Origin of the sequence: Pseudomonas sp. WPR_5_2 (assembly GCF_003634475.1) — a bacterium.
Classification (GTDB): Bacteria; Pseudomonadota; Gammaproteobacteria; order Pseudomonadales; family Pseudomonadaceae; genus Aquipseudomonas; species Aquipseudomonas izuensis.
Map to the genome: position 1 here is coordinate 108,082 of NZ_RBLA01000010.1, position 18,852 is coordinate 126,933.

The 18,852-nt window shown below is 59.1% G+C and carries 18 protein-coding genes and 1 pseudogene; 9 read left to right on the top strand and 10 right to left on the bottom strand.

The genetic code is table 11. The features are described 5' to 3' along the window. Positions 1–17: 17 nt before the first annotated feature. From yjiA to BJ917_RS28760, 3 genes are all read right to left on the bottom strand, one after another. Entirely contained in the window at positions 18–989 is a 972-nt protein-coding gene (gene yjiA / locus BJ917_RS28745; RefSeq protein ID WP_096515038.1) for a GTPase, read from the bottom strand. 171 nt (positions 990–1,160) lie between these two features. Next, positions 1,161–1,358, bottom strand: coding sequence for a YbdD/YjiX family protein (locus tag BJ917_RS28755; protein ID WP_096515036.1), 198 nt, complete (start codon positions 1,356–1,358; stop codon positions 1,161–1,163). A 14-nt stretch (positions 1,359–1,372) separates the two neighbouring features. Then, complete coding sequence (locus BJ917_RS28760; protein WP_121105731.1) at positions 1,373–3,439, bottom strand: carbon starvation CstA family protein; 2,067 nt, start codon at positions 3,437–3,439, stop codon at positions 1,373–1,375. Positions 3,440–3,596: 157 nt separating this feature from the next. Between BJ917_RS28760 and BJ917_RS28765 the strand changes: the two genes are divergently transcribed. After that, a complete protein-coding gene (locus tag BJ917_RS28765) occupies positions 3,597–3,965 on the top strand; it encodes a PilZ domain-containing protein (RefSeq protein ID WP_121105733.1) in 369 nt (122 codons plus the stop codon). Positions 3,966–4,484: 519 nt separating this feature from the next. On the opposite strand, the gene radA is transcribed toward BJ917_RS28765, so the two are convergent. After that, positions 4,485–5,852 (bottom strand): DNA repair protein RadA, encoded by a 1,368-nt coding sequence (radA, locus tag BJ917_RS28770; RefSeq protein ID WP_096515030.1) that lies wholly within the window; start codon positions 5,850–5,852, stop codon positions 4,485–4,487. Positions 5,853–6,421: 569 nt separating this feature from the next. On the opposite strand from radA, the gene mscL reads away from it, so the two are divergent. Further along, positions 6,422–6,835: a large-conductance mechanosensitive channel protein MscL gene (gene mscL / locus BJ917_RS28775; protein ID WP_008028892.1), complete on the top strand. Its 414-nt coding sequence runs from the start codon at positions 6,422–6,424 to the stop codon at positions 6,833–6,835. Positions 6,836–6,877: 42 nt separating this feature from the next. On the opposite strand, the gene BJ917_RS28780 is transcribed toward mscL, so the two are convergent. Next, on the bottom strand, positions 6,878–7,654 hold the full coding sequence (locus BJ917_RS28780; protein ID WP_096515028.1) for a ferredoxin--NADP reductase: 777 nt from the start codon (positions 7,652–7,654) through the stop codon (positions 6,878–6,880). 324 nt (positions 7,655–7,978) lie between these two features. Here BJ917_RS28780 and BJ917_RS28785 point away from each other — a divergent pair, with 324 nt between their 5' ends. Together BJ917_RS28785 and BJ917_RS28790 are read left to right on the top strand one after the other, a co-directional pair. Further along, positions 7,979–8,710, top strand: a complete 732-nt coding sequence (locus tag BJ917_RS28785; RefSeq protein WP_096515026.1) for an autoinducer binding domain-containing protein — start codon at positions 7,979–7,981, stop codon at positions 8,708–8,710. 163 nt (positions 8,711–8,873) lie between these two features. Further along, positions 8,874–9,998: a methyltransferase gene (locus BJ917_RS28790; RefSeq protein ID WP_121105735.1), complete on the top strand. Its 1,125-nt coding sequence runs from the start codon at positions 8,874–8,876 to the stop codon at positions 9,996–9,998. A 76-nt stretch (positions 9,999–10,074) separates the two neighbouring features. Here BJ917_RS28790 and BJ917_RS28795 read toward each other — a convergent pair whose 3' ends face one another. The 3 genes from BJ917_RS28795 to BJ917_RS28805 all read right to left on the bottom strand — a co-directional run bounded on the left by BJ917_RS28795 (position 10,075) and on the right by BJ917_RS28805 (position 12,757). Further along, positions 10,075–10,242 (bottom strand): DUF2474 domain-containing protein, encoded by a 168-nt coding sequence (locus tag BJ917_RS28795; RefSeq protein ID WP_096515022.1) that lies wholly within the window; start codon positions 10,240–10,242, stop codon positions 10,075–10,077. Between the two features lie 80 nt (positions 10,243–10,322). Beyond that, complete coding sequence (gene cydB, locus BJ917_RS28800) at positions 10,323–11,330, bottom strand: cytochrome d ubiquinol oxidase subunit II (protein ID WP_121105737.1); 1,008 nt, start codon at positions 11,328–11,330, stop codon at positions 10,323–10,325. Positions 11,331–11,332: 2 nt separating this feature from the next. Beyond that, positions 11,333–12,757, bottom strand: a complete 1,425-nt coding sequence (locus tag BJ917_RS28805) for a cytochrome ubiquinol oxidase subunit I (protein WP_096515018.1) — start codon at positions 12,755–12,757, stop codon at positions 11,333–11,335. A 482-nt stretch (positions 12,758–13,239) separates the two neighbouring features. Between BJ917_RS28805 and BJ917_RS28815 the strand changes: the two genes are divergently transcribed. The 3 genes and pseudogenes from BJ917_RS28815 (at position 13,240) to BJ917_RS28825 (ending at position 15,145) form a co-directional block, all read left to right on the top strand. Next, complete coding sequence (locus BJ917_RS28815) at positions 13,240–14,481, top strand: MFS transporter (protein WP_096515016.1); 1,242 nt, start codon at positions 13,240–13,242, stop codon at positions 14,479–14,481. An 85-nt stretch (positions 14,482–14,566) separates the two neighbouring features. After that, a pseudogene (locus tag BJ917_RS28820) lies at positions 14,567–14,844 on the top strand (type II toxin-antitoxin system RelE/ParE family toxin). 13 nt (positions 14,845–14,857) lie between these two features. Beyond that, positions 14,858–15,145, top strand: coding sequence for a HigA family addiction module antitoxin (locus BJ917_RS28825; RefSeq protein ID WP_121105739.1), 288 nt, complete (start codon positions 14,858–14,860; stop codon positions 15,143–15,145). Between the two features lie 6 nt (positions 15,146–15,151). On the opposite strand, the gene BJ917_RS28830 is transcribed toward BJ917_RS28825, so the two are convergent. Together BJ917_RS28830 and BJ917_RS28835 are read right to left on the bottom strand one after the other, a co-directional pair. Next, positions 15,152–15,703 carry a DJ-1 family glyoxalase III gene (locus BJ917_RS28830; RefSeq protein WP_096515012.1) on the bottom strand — a complete coding sequence of 184 codons (552 nt, stop codon included), beginning with the start codon at positions 15,701–15,703 and terminating at the stop codon, positions 15,152–15,154. An 82-nt stretch (positions 15,704–15,785) separates the two neighbouring features. Then, the gene (locus BJ917_RS28835) at positions 15,786–16,223 is read right to left on the bottom strand and encodes a DUF4879 domain-containing protein (protein WP_096515010.1); all 438 of its coding nucleotides are present in this window, start codon (positions 16,221–16,223) and stop codon (positions 15,786–15,788) included. Positions 16,224–16,440: 217 nt separating this feature from the next. Here BJ917_RS28835 and BJ917_RS28840 point away from each other — a divergent pair, with 217 nt between their 5' ends. Both BJ917_RS28840 and trmA read left to right on the top strand, forming a co-directional pair. Next, positions 16,441–17,736: an NCS2 family permease gene (locus BJ917_RS28840; RefSeq protein WP_121105741.1), complete on the top strand. Its 1,296-nt coding sequence runs from the start codon at positions 16,441–16,443 to the stop codon at positions 17,734–17,736. Then, positions 17,733–18,812 carry a tRNA (uridine(54)-C5)-methyltransferase TrmA gene (gene trmA / locus BJ917_RS28845; protein ID WP_121105743.1) on the top strand — a complete coding sequence of 360 codons (1,080 nt, stop codon included), beginning with the start codon at positions 17,733–17,735 and terminating at the stop codon, positions 18,810–18,812. The genes BJ917_RS28840 and trmA overlap by 4 nt, the downstream gene beginning before the upstream one ends. The last annotated feature ends 40 nt before the right edge of the window (positions 18,813–18,852 follow it).

An 18,852-nucleotide genomic window follows, 5' to 3' on the forward strand; every position in this document is an offset into this window, starting at 1 on the left:
ATCCTGACTGTTTGACGCTACTCGGCCGCAACACGTGAAAAGCCTTCACGGATTTTCTCTTCCGGCAAATCATCGGCGATGAACACGATTACGCTTTCTCGTGCCTCATCGTTCTCCCACTCCGTGTCCCAGTCGAATCCGTAAAGCTTCAGCACGCCCTGAAACACCATGCGGCGTGGTTCGCCCAGGATGTTCAGCACTCCCTTGTACCGCAGCAATTGCTTGCCATGGTCTTCCAGCAGCTCGTTCATGAATTCGCTGAGTTTGTCGATATCCAGCGGTTTGTCGGTGCGTAGCACCAAGCTGGAAATGCGGTCGACGGAGGGTGCGGTGCTGACTGGACGCAAGCTCACACCTCCACCAAGGTCGGCATTGAGATTGAATCCACGCACGTCGAGCAGTTCGGCCAGATCGATCTTGCCGTGGTCAACCACACGAATGGGCGCGCGGCGGTTGATGCGAGTCAGACGCTCACTCAACGCGATGAAGGCCGGCTCGTCCACCAGATCGCGCTTGCTGACCAGTAGGCGGTCGGCGAAACCGATCTGTGCCTGGGCGATGGTTTGGGTCAGGTGTTGGTCGGCGTGCGCCGCATCCACCAGGGTGATGATGCCGTCGAGGATGTAACGCTCGCGCAGCTCTTCGTCGATGAAGAACGTTTGCGCCACGGGTGCCGGGTCAGCCAGACCCGTGCATTCGATCACCAGGCGATCGAAGGCGATTTCTCCGCTGTCCAGGCGTTCGAGCAGCAGGTACAGAGCCTTTGTCAGGTCGGTGTGGATGGTGCAGCAGACGCAGCCATTGGACAGCGTCATCACTTGCACCGGCTCGTCACCCAGCAATTGGGTGTCGATACCGGCGTCACTGAATTCGTTTTCGATCACGGCGATTTTCAGGCCGTGCTCGGCTTTGAGCAGGTGGCGCAACAGCGTGGTTTTGCCGGCGCCGAGGAAGCCGCTGAGGATCGTTACAGGGATGGGAGAGGACAAAAGCGGATCTCCTGTTAGCAGAAAATTAGGAAGCAACACTAAACAATTGTGGGAGCGAGCCTGCTCGCGAAAGCGGTGTGTCATTCAACATTCATGTTGACTGATACGACCTCTTCGCGAGCAGGCTCGCTCCCACAGGTTTTCGCTTTACATCATGATCTGTCTAACAGATCAACAGCACTTCGGCCCACCCTTGCCACCGTAACGGGCTTCCTGGCGCTCGCGGAAGAACGCCTCATAGCTCATCACCGGTTTGTCCGGGTGTTTGCTGTGCATGTGCTCGACGTAGTTGTCGTAGTCGGGCATGCCCACCATCAGGCGCGCGGCCTGACCGAGGTATTTTCCGAGGCGACTCAGGTCATTGAACATGCTGCATTCCTCGATCACGCATCCGGCAGCGCCTGGAAGGGTGATTCTTTATCCGTGCGTTCTTTTTTACCCCAGGAGGCAATGCCGACCTTGAGTGCATAGAACAGGATACTGAACACCACGAACAGAAACAGCGCGGTCAGGGTGGCGTTGGTGTAGGCGTTGAAGATCACGTGCTGCATCTGCGTGATGTCCTTGGCCGGGGCGAGGATCTGACCATTGGCCAGGGCATCGCTGTATTTTTTCGCCAGCGACAGGAAGCCGATCGCCGGGTTGGCGTCGAACAGCTTGATGAAGCCGGCGGTGGTGGTACAGATCAGCAGCCATACCGCGGGCAGCAAGGTCACCCAGATATAGCGTTGGCGTTTCATTTTGATCAGCACCACCGTGCCGAGCATCAGCGCGATACCGGCCAGCATCTGGTTGGAGATGCCGAACAGCGGCCACAGGGTGTTGATGCCACCCAGCGGATCGATCACGCCTTGATACAGCAGCCAACCCCACATGGCTACACAACCGGCGGTGGCGATCAGGTTGGCGGTCCAGGATTCAGTGCGTTGTAGCGCCGGTACAAAAGAGCCGAGCAAGTCCTGCAGCATGAAACGCCCGGCACGGGTACCGGCGTCCACCGCCGTCAGGATGAACAGGGCTTCGAACAGGATCGCGAAGTGGTACCAGAACGCCATGGTGTTTTCACCCGGCAGCACACTGTGCAGGATCTGCGCGATACCGACCGCCAGGGTCGGTGCACCACCGGCCCGGGCGAGGACGGTGGTTTCCCCGATGTCATGGGCCACCGCTTGCAGCGCCTCCGGTGTAATCGCGAAGCCCCAGTTGCTGACGGCTGTCGCCACGGCCACCACATCGCCGCCGACCACGGCGGCCGGGCTGTTCATGGCGAAATACACGCCGGGCTCGATCACCGACGCGGCGACCATGGCCATGATGGCCACGAAGGATTCCATCAGCATGCCGCCGTAACCGATGTAACGAGCATTGGTCTCGTTATCCAGCAGCTTCGGCGTGGTGCCGGAGGAAATCAGCGCATGGAAACCGGAGACTGCACCACAGGCAATGGTGATGAACAGGAACGGGAACAGGCCGCCCTTCCACACCGGGCCGGTGCCGTCGACGAATTGGGTCAGGGCCGGCATTTTCAGCTCGGGCATGGTGATCAGGATGCCGATCGCCAAGGCGACGATGGTGCCGATTTTCAGGAAAGTGGACAGGTAGTCACGGGGCGCCAGAATCAGCCACACCGGTAACGAGGCAGCGACAAAACCGTAGCCGATCAGCATCCAGGTAATCTGCACGCCATTGAAGGTGAACGCCTTGGCCCACACCGGGTCGGCGGCAATCTGCCCGCCCAGCCAGATCGAACCCAGCAGCAGCAATACGCCGACCACGGAGATTTCACCGATGCGGCCCGGACGGATGTAGCGCATGTAAATGCCCATGAACATCGCGATCGGGATGGTCGCCATCACCGTGAAAATCCCCCATGGGCTTTCGGCCAGGGCCTTGACCACGATCAGCGCCAATACCGCGAGGATGATGATCATGATCAGGAAGCAGCCGAACAGCGCAATAGTGCCGGGGATGCGGCCCATTTCTTCACGGACCATGTCGCCGAGCGAGCGGCCGTTGCGGCGGGTGGACATGAACAGGACCATGAAGTCCTGCACGGCACCGGCCAGCACCACGCCGGCGATCAGCCACAGCGTACCGGGCAGGTAGCCCATCTGCGCTGCCAGGACCGGACCGACCAGCGGCCCCGCACCGGCGATGGCCGCGAAGTGGTGACCGAAGAGAATGTGTTTGTTGGTTGGAACGTAGTCCAGACCATCGTTGTTGAGCACGGCGGGGGTGGCCCGTCGCGGGTCGAGTTGCATCACATTGTTAGCGATGAACAGGCTGTAGTAGCGATACGCGACCAGATAGATAGCCACGGCAGCGACCACAATCCACAAGGCGTTGATCGCCTCACCTCGGCGCAATGCCACTACCCCGAGGGCACAGGCCCCAACGATTGCCAGCACCAGCCAGGGTAAGTGACGTAGCGGGCCATTATTATTTTTCATTTTATTATTCCAGCCAGAGTGGACAGAAAGACAACCACCCCGAGTTTAGCTCTCCTGACAACAAAGGCCATACCCCAACATTGGTCTAGAGCCCTGTCCTGCTGGCAGGTTCTAACAAGGCGGGTCTATAGTCAGCGAACATCTAGAGGATTGCGCCATGAGCGAACACCCTGCCGATCGCCGCCGCTTCAAACGTATTGCGTTCGATGCCAAAACCGAGCTGAGCCAGGGGGCGTTCATCTGGCCGGTGAAGCTGATCGATCTGTCGCTCAAGGGGCTACTGATCGAGCGGCCTGAACTGTGGCTGGGTAATCCGAAGCAAGATTTTTTTGTCGACATTCATCTGAGCGAAGACATCGACATCGAAATGGATGTGCAACTGGCCCATGAAGACCATGGCCAGCTCGGGTTTGTCTGCCGCCACATCAGTTTGGAGTCCATTGAGCGCCTGCGGCGATTGATTGAATTCAATCTGGGTGATCCGCGGGAGCTTGAGCGGGAGTTGGGTGCCTTGATCGAGGTCTGACGGCCCTATGATTCCAATGTGGGAGCGAGCCTGCTCGCGAAGGGGGCGTGTCAGTCGACATGAATGTTGAATGTGCTGGCCTCTTCGCGAGCAGGCTCGCTCCCACAGAGGGTTTGCGTTGCCCATGCAATCCGGGCCCCACCACTGTCCATTTTGGGAGTGAGCCTGCTCGCGAAGGCGGTGGGTCAGTCGGTATAGGTGTTGGATGTGCTGGCCTCTTCGCGAGCAGGCTCGCTCCCACAGGGGATTGGTCTTGCTTAGGCAATCCGGGCCCCGCCACTGTCCATTGTGGGAGCGAGCCTGCTCGCGAAGGCGGTGGATCAGTCGGCATAGGTGTTGGATGTGCTGGCCTCGTCGCGAGCAGGCTCCCACAGGGGATTGGTCTTGCTTATGCAATCCGGGCCCCACCACGGTCCATTGTGGGAGCGAGCCTGCTCGCGAAGGGGGCGTGTCAGTCGACATGAATGTTGAATGACACACCGCCTTCGCTGGCTAGCCAGCGCCTACAAAGCGCTGTGCTTATTCGAACAATGCGTCGAGCGCCTGCTCCAGTCGGGTGACGGCAATGATCTGCAACCCGGGCGGGGCCTCTTTCGGCGCATTGCCCTTAGGCACGATGGCACGCTTGAAACCGTGCTTGGCCGCTTCCTTCAGGCGCTCCTGGCCGCTTGGCACCGGACGCACTTCGCCAGACAACCCCACCTCACCAAACACCAGCAAATCATGGGGCAGCGGCCGGTTGCGCAAACTGGACATCACCGCCGCCATCAACGCCAGGTCGGACGCCGTTTCCAGCACCTTCACGCCGCCGACCACGTTGAGAAACACGTCCTGATCGTGGGTGGGGATACCGCCGTGACGATGCAGCACCGCCAGCAACATCGCCAGACGATTCTGATCCAGCCCCAGCGTCACCCGACGCGGGTTGGCCAAATGGCTGTCATCCACCAATGCCTGGACTTCCACCAGCATCGGCCGTGTGCCCTCCCACGTTGCCATGACCACACTGCCCGGGACTTCTTCCTGAGCACGGGTCAGAAAAATCGCCGATGGGTTGGAGACTTCTTTCAGGCCCTTGTCAGTCATGCCGAACACACCCAATTCGTTGACCGCGCCGAAACGGTTTTTCACGGCCCGCAATAAACGCAAACGTCCGTCGGATTCGCCCTCGAAATACAGCACGGTGTCGACCATGTGCTCCAGCACCCGCGGCCCGGCCAATGCGCCTTCCTTGGTCACGTGGCCGACAAGGAAAATCGCCGTGCCACTCTGCTTGGCATAGCGCACCAGCAAGGCCGCGCTTTCGCGCACCTGGGAAACGCCACCCGGTGCCGATTGCAGTTGCTCGGTGAAAATCGTCTGGATCGAATCGATCACCATGACCTTGGGTTTTTCCTGTCGGGCCGTGGCGATGATGGTTTCGATGCAGGTTTCGGTCATGACCCGCAGTTGGTCCTGAGGCAAGCCCAGGCGTCGGGCGCGCATGGCCACTTGTTGCTGGGATTCTTCACCGGTGACGTAGAGGGCCGGCATGCTCTTGGCCAGGTTGCACAAGGTCTGCAACAAAATGGTCGATTTGCCGATGCCGGGGTCACCGCCGATCAACACCACGGAACCGTCGACGAGCCCCCCGCCCAATACCCGATCCAGTTCGCTGGATACGGTGGAAAAGCGCGGTATCTCTTCGACGCTGACTTCAGCCAGAGTCTTGATCTGCGCCTGTTGGCCGGCCCAACCGGTACGACCGCCGGGAGCCGCCGCCCCGCCGCTTTCCACCATGGTTTCGGTCAGCGTGTTCCAGGCGCCGCATTCGCCGCATTGACCGGCCCACTTCGGGAAGGTTGAGCCGCACTCGGTGCAGCCGTACATGCGCTTGGCCTTGGCCATCTGAACTCCCGGCAAAAACCGCGATGATAGCTCAGGTGAGACGGGTCGGCGCGACGTGTTGCAGACGAGTCGTCGGTAATATCTTATTTGGATGTCTTAATGCAGTTCGCCAGTGGCAAGTTCCGAAACTTGTACCACTGTACGGATCGACCACCCAACTCCGCCCCAATAACTTGTACACGTCTGCGACAGCTACCGTTCTTAAGTACAACTGAATATAAACATGAACCCAAAACACTACTCATACTTAAAACCCACCGGCCTGCTCTCAATCCTGAATATCGAGTTCTATTTCTTCAGGCAAACCTCAAATGAAAATTAATTTATATTTGGCCTATCCACTCCCTCCGACCTCCTATACAAAACAATGGGCTGAAAAAAGAACGGGCATGATCATGAAATGATTGTGCGAGCCCCGACTCCATTCACCCTGTACTGATGACTTTTTGCGAACTTTCCCCGGCGCGTCGGCCGATAGCAGGCAGCTTTGAGGCCGGTGAATCGAGCAAGATGTGATTGTCTGATTTACACTGCCTTCACCAACCTCATCCGTAACAAGGAAATAACCTATGGGCGTGCTAAATGAGTTCAAGGCCTTCGCGGTCAAAGGCAATGTGGTCGACATGGCCGTCGGCATCATCATCGGCGCAGCCTTCGGCAAGATTGTTTCGTCGTTTGTGGGTGACGTGGTCATGCCTCCCATCGGTTTGCTGATCGGCGGGGTAGACTTCAGTGACCTGGCCATTACGCTCAAGGCCGCCAGCGGTGACGCCCCGGCGGTGGTGCTGGCCTACGGCAAGTTCATTCAGAGCATGATCGACTTCATCATCGTCGCCTTTGCAATCTTCATGGGCGTCAAGGCCATCAACCGCCTGAAGCGCGAAGAGGCTGTCGCCCCTACCCTGCCACCAGTACCGACCAAGGAAGAAGAGCTGCTGGGTGAGATCCGTGACCTGCTCAAAGCCCAGAACAATCGACCTTGAGCGTTTGAGCGAAAAAAACGGCGCCTTGAGGGCGCCGTTTTCTTACCAGAAGTTTTCCACCGCCACCTGACCGGGTCGCCGGCTCAGGCTCAAGTGCATGTCACGCTGTTTGAGCAATTTGCGTGTGTCATCGATCATCTGCGGGTTACCGCACAGCATGACTCGCGAGTGCTCGGGTGTCATCGCCACCCCGGCAGCCCGCTCCAGCTCACCATTTTCGATCAGCGTGGTGATCCGGCCATTCAGCGCACCGGGATGTTGCTCGCGAGTGACCGTGTTGATGAGCTGCAACTTGTGCGCGAATTCCGCAAGGTATTCACGCTGCCCGAGCTCCGCTATGAGCCTCTGATAGGCCAACTCCCGGGATTCGCGCACGCTGTAGACCAGGATGATTCGCTCGAACTTCTCCCACACCTCGAAGTCCTGGAGAATCGACAGAAACGGCGCCAGGCCAGTACCGGTGGATAACAACCACAGATCACGCCCCTCGGCAAAACGATCGAGCGTCAGGTAACCGAAGGCCTGGCGGTCAACCAGCAGTGTATCGCCCACGCCTAGCCGACTCAGTTCACTGGTGAACTCGCCTCCCGGCACGACAATGGAAAAGAACTCGAGAAACTCGTCAAAGGGCGACGACACCATGGAATAAGCACGCCATACGGTACTGCCATCGGCTTTTGTCACGCCCAACCGGGCAAATTGTCCCGCACGAAAACGAAAGCCCGGATCCCTGGTGGCGCGCAGGGTGAACAGGTTCGGGGTCAATGGCTGGACGTCGAGCAAAGTCTGGCGGGTAAATTTCTCTTCGCTGGCAGTCATGGCGGGCTCCATTCAACAGATAACCGCAGTGTCTCGCAAAGCGAACCCGATAAACACCGACGCTTTGTAGTGTCTTTGGCAAACAGTCCGATTCTCACTAACTTGCTACAAGCGTTAACTGTTCAGTTCAAAATAAGATTAACACTGTCATTCAATTTAACTGCATAGCGATGTATCACGGTTAGAACCATAAACTTTCATGAAAGACGTTAATGAATTAAAAAATTCTCAACCTATGTATCGGAAACATCCTACACTCCCTTTCTCACTGACCGTCTGGATCCAATCTGCACCCTCAAGCTATCACGACTGTGGAGCCTCATGATGGAAAAATGGAAGGAGTCTCAACTTAAACAAATATCCTCTGCTACCGAACTGGAGACCGCTTACCGAATATCATTGAACTTCGTGAAAAATATCGGGTTTAAATTTTTCGCTTTTTCAACGACTTGCCCAACAAAAACTGAGCACTTCCATACGGTGCGGTTCAACAATTACCCACAATACTGGAACACCGAATACGAAAAAAGGAAGTACGGCTCCCTCGACCCGGTAGTGGCTCATTGCAATCAATCTATGCTACCCATTCTTTGGAGTGAAGAGCTTTTCTGTGAAGTTCCGTGGATTTGGACGACACTTGAGCAGCAAGGAATACAGTATGGTTGGTCACAAGCCGTTCACGACGACAATAGCGGCTTCTGCAGCATTCTGAGCCTGGCCAGAAGCCATTGCCCGATCAGTCCGTGGGAGCTCTATGAAAATCTGGGGTTCTCCGTGTTCATTGGCCGTCACTTGCATAAACTGGTCCTGCAAACACTGCCCAAGGAACCGGCCAAATCGTCTACACCACATTTATCGCCACGGGAAATCGACGTACTGAAGCTGGCGGCAGCCGGCAAGACCGCTTATGAAAGCGCCCGGATTCTCAACCTCAGTGCCCGCACGATCAATTTCCATGTACAGGAAGCCATCCGCAAACTCGGGGTCAATAACAAGGTTTCTGCCGTCATCGCCGCCGTGAAGGCCGGCTATCTCAATAGCAACGCGATGCGCTGAGCCGAAAAACCTGCGAGTAATCCGACACAAAAAAACGTACCATTCGCGGTCCCTCCTGAGTGATGACGTGTGGGTTGTCCACGACGCAGTCCACTCGGACGGCCCCGCCCGCCAGGACGCCCCTGGGCACGGGATACCCGTTGATTACCCAGAGCCCCGCCCCATGCCTTTGCTCGAAACACCTTTCGCCAGCCTTGACCTGATCCGCCAGCCCGAACAGCAGAACGAGCCGCTGCAAGCCTTTGATGCGGCAGACGAGTACCTGCTCAATCACCTGGCCGAACAGAAGCCCTCGGTCGACACACGAGTACTGGTGCTGAACGACAGTTTCGGCGCATTGGCCGCCAGTCTGGCCGGCAAGGTCAAGGTGATCAGTAGTGGCGACTCGTTCCTGGCCTTCCAGGGCCTGGAAAAGAACCTGACCCGCAATGGCCAGGCGTTTGATGCGGTGCCGGCCATACCCGCCAGCGAAATACCGACAGGGCCGTTTGACCAGGTGCTGGTACGGGTGCCGAAGACCCTGGCGTTACTGGAAGAGCAATTGATCCGGCTGCAAGGTCAGTTGGCTCCCGGCGCTCAAGTGGTTGCGGGAGCGATGATCAAGCATTTGCCACGCGCCGCGGGTGATCTGCTGGAGCGCTACATCGGCCCGGTGCAGGCGTCATTGGCGGTGAAGAAAGCCCGGTTGCTGATTGCCACGGTTGAAGCCAAGGCACCGGCCACGTCGCCCTACCCGACCCGTTATCGCCTCGATACCCCGGCCATCGAACTGCTCAACCACGCCAACGTCTTCTGTCGCGAAGGCCTGGATATCGGCACGCGGGCGTTTTTGCCGCATTTGCCGAAAAACCTTGGCGCGGCACGGGTTGCCGACCTCGGATGCGGTAATGGCGTGCTGGCCATCGCCAGCGCCCTGCAAAACCCCGACGCCCACTACACGCTGGTGGACGAGTCGTTCATGGCGGTGCAGTCGGCCGCCGAAAACTGGCGCGCGGCACTGGGTGACCGCGATGTCATCGTGCGTGCCGGTGATGGCCTGGCCGGGCAGGATCCTCAATCGCTGGACGTGGTGTTGTGCAATCCACCGTTTCACCAGCAACAGGTTGTCGGCGATTTCCTCGCCTGGCGGATGTTCCAGCAAGCCCGGGAGGCCCTGGTGGTGGGGGGTGCGCTGTACATCGTCGGCAATCGTCACCTGGGTTACCACAGCAAACTGGCGCGTTTATTCCGCGGTGTCGAGCAAGTGGCAGCTACGCCGAAGTTCGTCATTCTCAAGGCTCGCAAGTAACGGGTTCGCAAAAAAAACCCTCCAGCCGGAGGGTCATCAATCCGCGCCTGAAGGCGACGGGACGGGATGTCGTTTTTCAGTGAGTGGTCAGGCCTGCGGCGTTCATGAACATGCGCATCAAGCTGGCCACGACGAACAACGCACCGACGCTGCCAACCCAGATCAGGGCCAGCCAGCCAAGCCGCTGCCACAGCGGCTTTTTTTCGGCTTCTTCAATGTCGTGCAGGGAATGTTTGCCGGTCATTGCTAAATACTCCGAGGAAGAAGGCGCCTGTGAAGACGCCATCGCGAGCAAGCTTTGCTCCTACAGGTTTGAGGCGCGCTCTAGTGGTAACCGTCTTCGTGGGTGACTTTGCCGCGGAACACGTAGTAGCTCCAGAAGGTGTAGCCCAGGATGAACGGGATGATGAACAGCGTGCCCACCAACATGAAGCCCTGGCTCTGCGGTGGTGCGGCGGCATCCCAGATCGAGATCGACGGCGGCACGATATTCGGCCACAGGCTGATCCCCAAACCGCTGTAGCCGAGGAAGATCAGCACCAGCGTCAGCAGGAATGGCGTGTAGTGCGCATTGCGGGCCACCGCACGGATCAGACCGTACAGGGTCACCAGCACCAGAATCGGCACCGGCAGGAACCAGAACAGGTTGGGCAACGTGAACCAGCGCGCGGCAATTTCGACGTGAGCCAGCGGCGTCCAGATGCTGACGATACCGATCACCGCCAGCAACACGAACGCCAATGGCCGCGCCAGGTCATGCATCTGTTCCTGCAATTTGCCTTCGGTCTTCATGATCAACCAGGTGCAGCCAAGCAGCGCATAGGCCACTACCAAAGCGGCGCCGCAGAACATCGTGAAGGGCGTCAACCAATCCAGGGAACCACCGGCGAACTGACGATCGACGACCGGCAGGCCATCAATGAAAGCGCCCAGCGCCACCCCCTGGAAGAACGTTGCAGCTAGCGAGCCGCCAATGAATGCCTTGTCCCAGAGATGGCGTTTATCGTCCCGCGCCTTGAAGCGGAACTCGAACGCCACGCCGCGAAAAATCAGCCCGATCAGCATGAAAATCAGCGGCAGGTACAACGCCGAGAGCACCACCGAGTAGGCCAGCGGGAAAGCACCGAACAACGCCGCCCCCCCCAGTACCAGCCAGGTTTCGTTGCCGTCCCAGACTGGCGCAACGGTGTTCATCATTACGTCGCGGTCACTCTTGCCCGGTATGAACGGGAAGAGAATGCCGATGCCGAGGTCAAAGCCGTCCATGACCACGTACATCATGATGCCGAAGATGATGATCACGGCCCAGATCAGCGGAAGATCAATACCCATGTTCAAATCTCCTTGGTCAGGGTGTGGTGCTCATCGTCGGCAGCGGACAGCGGACGCGCCGGTGTGCGCTTCTGGCCGGGACCTCCGTCGTTGGTTTCCTTGCCTTCGTCGATCTTCGGCCCTTTGCGTACCAGGCGCATCATGTAGCCCAGACCGGCACCGAACAGCGCGAAATACACCACGACAAAGAGGATCAGGGTGATGCTCATCTGCATGAAACTATGGTGGGAGGACGCATCCGCCGTGCGCATCAGACCGTAGACCACCCACGGCTGGCGGCCGATTTCAGTGGTGAACCAGCCGGCAAGAATCGCGATCAGGCCGGACGGCCCCATCCACAATGCCAGGTGCAGGAACGGCCGCGAGGTATAGAGCGTGTTGCGTTTGCGCAGCCAGAGGCTCCACAGACCGGTGAAGATCATCAGGAAGCCCAGGCCGACCATGACCCGGAACGACCAGAACACGATGGTCGAATTAGGTCGGTCTTGCGGCGGAAATTCCTTGAGCGCCGGCACCTGTTTATCCAGGGAGTGAGTCAGGATCAGACTGCCCAGGTACGGTATCTCGACGGCAAATTTGGTCCGCTCTTCTTTCATGTCCGGCCAGCCGAACAGGATCAGCGGGGTCGCCTCGTTACCCTTGTTTTCCCAATGGCCCTCGATCGCGGCGATTTTCGCCGGCTGATGTTCGAGCGTGTTGAGGCCGTGGAAGTCACCGATGACCGCCTGAATCGGCGCGACGATCAGCGCCATCCACATCGCCATCGACAGCATCTTGCGGATCGCCGGGTTGTCCTTGCCGCGCAGCAAATGCCAGGCCGCCGAGGCGCCGACGAAGAAGGCGGTCGCGACGAACGCCGCGGTGGCCATGTGCATCAGGCGATAGGGGAACGACGGGTTGAAGATCACCGCCAGCCAGTCGGTTGGAATGACCTGGCCATTGACGATCTCAAAGCCCTGCGGCGTCTGCATCCAGCTGTTGGAGGCGAGAATCCAGAAGGTCGAGATCAATGTGCCGATGGCGACCATGACGGTGGCGAAAAAGTGCAAGCCGCGCCCGACCTTGTTCCAGCCGAACAGCATCACACCGAGGAAACCGGCTTCAAGGAAGAAAGCCGTGAGGACTTCGTACGTCAGCAATGGCCCGGTCACGGACCCGGCGAAGTCCGAGAAGCGACTCCAGTTGGTACCGAACTGATAGGCCATGACCAACCCCGAGACCACGCCCATGCCGAAGTTGACGGCAAAGATCTTCGACCAGAAATGGTAGAGGTCGCGGTAGGTGTCGTTGTGTGTTTTCAGCCACAAACCTTCGAGTACCGCCAGGTAACTCGCCAGGCCAATGGTGATGGCAGGGAACAGGATGTGGAACGAGATGGTGAACGCGAACTGAATTCGGGCGAGATCAAGTGCCTCTAAACCGAACATAAGTCTTCCTCTGTCAGGTAATACGGCTGCTGGCCGGAAGCCTGCACCCACGGCCCCCACGGGTATGAAGTGTGGCGAATCTCTATTTGTTCTTTTTTTACACGCATCGCTACGCAGGGAATCTGGCCTTGCGGCCGCCGGATCAGATCCTTTGAGGGGATTGATCTGGATCAAGTAACGTTGAAAGAGTAGTCCCATTTCCGGGGATGAACCGCGTGGTCTTTTGCCGCGTGACAAGTTGCCTCATGGTTGGGGTAACAGGCAGAAACACATCTCCCTGTGGGAGCGAGCCTGCTCGCGAAGAGGTCGGCACGTCCATCGCTGATGTCGACTGACACTCCGCCTTCGCGAGCAGGCTCGCTTCCACAGGATTTGTCTCGTTGCGGCAATCGATGTCTGGCTAACGAAATTTTCCGGCACCGCAACTTCCTGTTACAGGTTGGTGATAACCTCACCCTTCCTCTCCCCCAGACTCGCCTCAAATGCCCAGCCAAGAGCCTTTGCTGTTACGTCACCACCGTCCTTTCCTCGCGTTCTGGCTGGCCCGGATTTTTACCGCCAGTGGCTTTCAGATGCTCACCGTGGCCATCGGCTGGAACCTCTACCAACTGACCGGCAATGTGCTCGACCTGGGCCTGGTAGGGTTGGTGGAGTTCGCCCCACGTGTCCTGTTCATGCTGCACACCGGGCACGTCGCGGACCGCTACGACCGGCGCAAGGTCGCGGCGATCTGCCAGTCCTTGCAAGCGCTGATCGCCCTGTCGCTGGCCATCGGCAGCGCGACCGACCATGTCACCCGGGAAATGATCTTCATCCTCGCTTTCCTGCTGGGCGCCGCCCGCTCCTTCGAAATGCCGACCACCCAGGCCTTGCTGCCGAGCATTGTGCCCAGCGCCCTGTTCCCTCGTGCCGTGGCCGCCGCGCAATCGGCCCAGCAATCAGCGACCATCGTCGCCCCGGCCCTGGGCGGTCTGCTCTACGCTTTCGGCAGCGTGTGGGTCTATGGTCCGACGGTGATCCTCTACCTCATTGCCTGCACCCTGATGCTCAATCTGCCGGCTCGCCAGACACCTTTGAACAAGGGCAAGGCCACGCTGGATTCGCTGTTGGCCGGGATTCGCTTCATTCGCAGCAGGCCGGACATTCTCGGTGCGATCTCCCTGGACCTGTTCGCGGTCCTGCTCGGTGGCGCGACGGCGCTGCTGCCCGTCTTCGCCAAGGACATTCTGCTCACCGGCCCGTGGGGACTTGGCTTGCTGCGCTCGGCGCCGGCGGTGGGGGCGCTGTTGATGTCGTTGTTCCTGGCGAGGTTTGCCGTGGAACGCAATGTCGGACGGGTGATGTTCACCGCGGTGGGCGTATTCGGCGTGGCGACCATCGCCTTCGGTCTGTCGACCTCGTTCTGGTTCTCGCTGGCCGTGCTGGTGGTATTGGGCGCGGCCGACATGATCAGCATGGTGATCCGTGCCTCTTTCGTGCAACTGGAAACCCCGGACGAAATGCGCGGCCGTGTCAGCGCGGTCAATGGTCTGTTCATCGGCGCCTCGAACCAGCTGGGTGAATTCGAATCCGGGCTGACGGCCCACTGGTTCGGCACCGTGCCGGCAGTGGTCATGGGCGGCATCGGGACGCTGGTGGTGACCGGCACCTGGATCAAACTGTTCCCGACCCTGGCCCGGCGCGATCGAATGCATGTGCCGGTGCAAGAAGAGGCGAAGGTCTGAAGCACTTGCCCATCACAGATTTGCCGATCAAGTGCGATACATAGATACCGCCTAGAGTGTAATGTATCGCCTTACACTCAGCGACATGATCAAATCCTTTCAGCACAAAGGCCTTCGGGGCTTCTTGAAACCGGTTCGACTCGCGGGATACGGGCAGACCACGCAAAGCGTCTGTCTCGAATGCTGCAGTTCATGGATCGCGCATCGGTACCTGGCGACCTCGACCTTCCGGGATGGCGCCTGCATCCGCTCAGAGGTGATTTGAACAACTATTGGTCACTGAGTGTTTCGGGAAACTGGCGGGTGATTTTTCGCTTTATCGGCTCGGATATAGAACTGGTCGACTATCTGGACTACCACTGACAGGAGGCAGGACATGCCCATGCACAACCCGCCGCATCCCGGCGAAACACTGTTGATGGATGTATTACCTGATCTGGGCATCAGCATCGCTGAATTAGCCCGGCATCTCGGGTTTGCGCGCCCTCATCTGTCACGCGTATTGCACGGGCATGCCCCCATCAGTCCGGACCTGGCGGTTCGTCTTGAGCGTGCGGGAATTGGCAAGGCTCGCGTATGGTTGGGGGTCCAGACCGACTACGATCTATGGCAAGCGGAGCGACGCGAGCAACCGGTCATCACCCTCATCGCTGCCCACGCATAACGTGTCTTAAACGACCAACTCTGCCGCCACCGCCGTCCGCGTGGCTTGGCCGCACAACTGTTCCACCAGGGTCAGGGCAAATGCCAGCGCGGCACCCGAACCCTGGGCAGTGATGCAGTTGCCATCGACCACCACGGGTTGATCGACGAAGTTACAGCCCGACAGCTGATGACTGGCCGAAGGCAGGCACGTCATGCGCCGCTGACGCAGCACGCCGTAGCTTTGCAGCGCCAGCGCCGGAGCCTCGGCGATGCCCGCGAACAGGCGACCGGCCGCGGCCTGGTCCTTGATCAGTTGTTGCAGGGGTTGATGGGCCGCCAGGTGTTGCGCCCCCACGGCACCGCCAGGCAGGACGATCAGGTCGAAGGGCTGGGCCAGCAAGTCCACCAGCATCGCATCGGTGGTGAGGCGGGTTCCGCGGGCGCAGGTGAGCATGCGCCGTCCTTCGATGCTCGCCACCACCACTTCGACTTTGGCGCGGCGCAGTACATCGACCAGGGTCACGGCTTGCAGGTCATCGATGCCCTCGGCGAGGGTAATCAGGGCTCTAAAGGTCATGAACGCAATCCATGGAATGATCCTTAAAGCGTAGTCAGCTTTCCTTACCCTTGTTCGAGGCTCACTATTTCTTGATACAGCGCTACTTGATGTAAAGCTGTGTCGACATCGTGTTGCCCGGTGCATTGATCGACGTGTTGCTGAAGGTGAACGTGCCTTCCTGCTTGCCGGCCAGATCGAAAACGTACAGGTTGCCGACCGTTTTTCGACCCGCGACGCAATCGGTGAGGTTGCCGTTATCGTAGGCGCAGACCGGCGTGCGGCTTCCGTTCACCTCGAAACCATCCAGCGCGACATGGGGCTGGCTGCCACCGTAGCCCACTTCCAGCACGAAAACCCTGATGTTCGCGCCACTGTGATTGCAGCGGGTCTGTGTCTGCCCTTCTTCAATGGTTTCGAAACCACAGCCCGGCGACTCGACCTTGAGCACTTTCAGTTGGGTCAGCGGCGGTGCCGAGGCCGCCGAGGCGGTTTGTGCCCCCAGGACCATGGCAATCAAGATCAATAGACACTTTTTCATGCAACCCCCCAAAAAAACCAGCGCGCAGTATGGCTGACTCAGGTTAAACGCAAAACATCGACGACGTTCACTGCCATAAGCAGCCATAAACCCACGCGGCTGGTATGATGCGCGGCTTTTTCCGACCCACAGTAAATTCCCAGGCGCCTGCAGCGGTCTGTGCTTTGCTGTTGAGGTCGATACATTCACGGCGCCCGGCGCGCCACGGGGAGCAGACATGCTGGAAAGGCTGTTTCAACTCAAGGCACACAACACCAACGTACGCACCGAGATTCTGGCGGGCGTCACGACCTTTTTGGCCATGGCCTACATTCTGTTCGTCAACCCGAGCATCCTCGGCGAAACCGGCATGGACAAGGGCGCCGTGTTCGTCGCCACCTGTCTGGCAGCGGCCATCGGCTCCACGGTGATGGGCCTGATCGCCAACTACCCGATCGCCCTCGCACCGGGCATGGGCCTGAACGCCTTCTTCACCTACACCGTGGTGCTGCACATGGGCCACACCTGGCAAGTGGCGCTGGGTGCAGTGTTCATTTCGGCCGTGTGCTTCTTCCTGCTGTCGATCTTCCGCATTCGTGAGTGGATCATCAACAGCATCCCTCTACCGCTGCGTTCGGCAATCGCCGCCGGTATCGGCCTGTTCCTGGCGCTGATTGCCCTGCACAACGCAGGCATCGTGGTCAGCAACCCGGCAACCATGGTCGGCCTGGGCGACCTGAAGCAACCGGCTCCGATCCTCGCAACCCTCGGTTTCGCCCTGATCGTTGCCCTCGAAGCCCTCGCCGTGCGTGGCGCGGTGCTGATCGGCATTCTGGTGGTGACCATCGTTTCCATCGTCATGGGCTTCACGCCGTTCGGCGGCGTGATGTCGATGCCACCTTCGCTGGCGCCGACCTTCCTGCAACTGGACATCAAAGGCGCGCTGGACATCGGTCTGGTCAGCGTGATTTTCGCCTTCCTGTTCGTCGACCTGTTCGACAACTCCGGCACCCTGATCGGCGTTGCCAAGCGCGCCGGCCTGATGGGCAAGGACGGCCACATGCCGAAAATGGGCCGCGCCCTGATCGCCGACAGCACCGCTGCGATGGCCGGTTCCCTGCTGGGCACCTCGACCACCACCAGCTATATCGAATCCGCTGCTGGCGTGAGTGCCGGTGGCCGTACCGGCCTGACTGCCATAGTCGTGGCGATTCTGTTCCTGCTGGCACTGTTCTTCTCGCCACTGGCCGCCAGCGTTCCAGCCTTCGCCACCGCACCGGCCCTGCTGTTCGTCGCCGTGCTGATGACATCCGGGCTGGCCGAAATAGACTGGGACGACATCACTGTTGCCGCGCCCGTGGTGATCACCGCGCTGGCAATGCCATTCACTTACTCCATCGCCAATGGCATTGCCTTCGGTTTCATTTCCTGGACCGCCATCAAGCTAATGTCCGGTCGCGGCCGTGAGCTGAACCCGGCGCTGGTGATTCTGTCGATTCTGTTCGTGATCAAGCTGGGTTGGTTCAACGCATGACTTTTGATTCCCAGGCCTACGCCCTACAGCTCGAAGACAAGGTCACGCGTTTGCGTGATCTGCTGGCCCCCTTCGATGCGCCGGAGCCGGTCGTCTTCGACTCGCCGCTACAGAATTTCCGCCTGCGCGCCGAATTCCGCCTGTGGCGCGAAGCAGGCGAGCGCCATTACGCGATGTTTTCCCAGGAAGACAAACGTACGCCAATCCTGATCGAAGAGTTCCCGATCGCCAGCCTGCGCATCAATCAGTTGATGCCGCAGCTCAAAGCGGCATGGCAGGCCAGTTCGGCCCTGAGCCACAAGCTGTTCCAGGTGGAGTTCCTGACCACCCTGGCCGGCGATGCGATGATCACCTTGTGCTATCACCGCCCGCTGGACGAGCACTGGCACGCGGCGGCCACGAAACTGGCAGCCGACCTCAACGTCAGCATCATCGGCCGTTCAAAGGGCAAACGCGAAGTCATTGGCCGCGATTACGTGGTCGAGCAACTGGAAGTGGGCGGTCGCACCTTCAGCTATCGCCAACCCGAAGGCGCGTTTACCCAGCCCAACGGTACAGTGAACCAGAAGATGCTCAACTGGGCATTCGACGCACTCGGTGATCGTACCGACGACTTGCTGGAACTGTACTGCGGCAATGGCAACTTCACCCTGCCGCTGGCCACCCGCGTGCGCAAGGTGCTGGCCACCGAGATCAGCAAGACCTCGGTCAATGCTGCGCTGAGCAACCTCAGCGAAAACGCTGTGGATAACGTCACCCTGGTGCGCCTGTCCGCCGAAGAACTGACCGAAGCGTTGAACGAAGTTCGTCCGTTCCGTCGCCTGCACGGCATTGACCTGAAAAGCTACGAGTTCGGTAGCGTCTTCGTCGACCCGCCCCGCGCCGGCATGGACCCGGACACCTGCGAACTGACCCGACGTTTCGACAACATTCTCTATATCTCCTGCAACCCGGAAACCCTGGCGGCCAACATCGCCCAACTGCACGACACCCACCGCATCACCCGATGCGCGATGTTCGACCAGTTCCCGTGGACGCATCACATGGAATCCGGGGTGTTGTTGACCCGGCGGTGATTGCAGACATCACCCACAAAAAAGCCGTCATCACGACGGC

Excerpts from the sequence above, each read along its gene's own strand:
- mscL (WP_008028892.1), top strand. The coding sequence starts at position 6,422 with ATGGGCGTGCTAAATGAGTTCAAGGCCTTCGCGGTCAAAGGCAATGTG.
- BJ917_RS28780 (WP_096515028.1), bottom strand. The coding sequence starts at position 7,654 with ATGACTGCCAGCGAAGAGAAATTTACCCGCCAGACTTTGCTCGACGTC.
- BJ917_RS28760 (WP_121105731.1), bottom strand. The coding sequence starts at position 3,439 with ATGAAAAATAATAATGGCCCGCTACGTCACTTACCCTGGCTGGTGCTG.
- BJ917_RS28795 (WP_096515022.1), bottom strand. The coding sequence starts at position 10,242 with ATGACCGGCAAACATTCCCTGCACGACATTGAAGAAGCCGAAAAAAAG.
- BJ917_RS28765 (WP_121105733.1), top strand. The coding sequence starts at position 3,597 with ATGAGCGAACACCCTGCCGATCGCCGCCGCTTCAAACGTATTGCGTTC.
- trmA (WP_121105743.1), top strand. The coding sequence starts at position 17,733 with ATGACTTTTGATTCCCAGGCCTACGCCCTACAGCTCGAAGACAAGGTC.
- BJ917_RS28815 (WP_096515016.1), top strand. The coding sequence starts at position 13,240 with ATGCCCAGCCAAGAGCCTTTGCTGTTACGTCACCACCGTCCTTTCCTC.
- radA (WP_096515030.1), bottom strand. The coding sequence starts at position 5,852 with ATGGCCAAGGCCAAGCGCATGTACGGCTGCACCGAGTGCGGCTCAACC.
- BJ917_RS28830 (WP_096515012.1), bottom strand. The coding sequence starts at position 15,703 with ATGACCTTTAGAGCCCTGATTACCCTCGCCGAGGGCATCGATGACCTG.
- BJ917_RS28835 (WP_096515010.1), bottom strand. The coding sequence starts at position 16,223 with ATGAAAAAGTGTCTATTGATCTTGATTGCCATGGTCCTGGGGGCACAA.
- BJ917_RS28790 (WP_121105735.1), top strand. The coding sequence starts at position 8,874 with ATGCCTTTGCTCGAAACACCTTTCGCCAGCCTTGACCTGATCCGCCAG.
- BJ917_RS28785 (WP_096515026.1), top strand. The coding sequence starts at position 7,979 with ATGGAAAAATGGAAGGAGTCTCAACTTAAACAAATATCCTCTGCTACC.
- BJ917_RS28805 (WP_096515018.1), bottom strand. The coding sequence starts at position 12,757 with ATGTTCGGTTTAGAGGCACTTGATCTCGCCCGAATTCAGTTCGCGTTC.
- BJ917_RS28755 (WP_096515036.1), bottom strand. The coding sequence starts at position 1,358 with ATGTTCAATGACCTGAGTCGCCTCGGAAAATACCTCGGTCAGGCCGCG.
- cydB (WP_121105737.1), bottom strand. The coding sequence starts at position 11,330 with ATGGGTATTGATCTTCCGCTGATCTGGGCCGTGATCATCATCTTCGGC.
- BJ917_RS28825 (WP_121105739.1), top strand. The coding sequence starts at position 14,858 with ATGCCCATGCACAACCCGCCGCATCCCGGCGAAACACTGTTGATGGAT.
- BJ917_RS28840 (WP_121105741.1), top strand. The coding sequence starts at position 16,441 with ATGCTGGAAAGGCTGTTTCAACTCAAGGCACACAACACCAACGTACGC.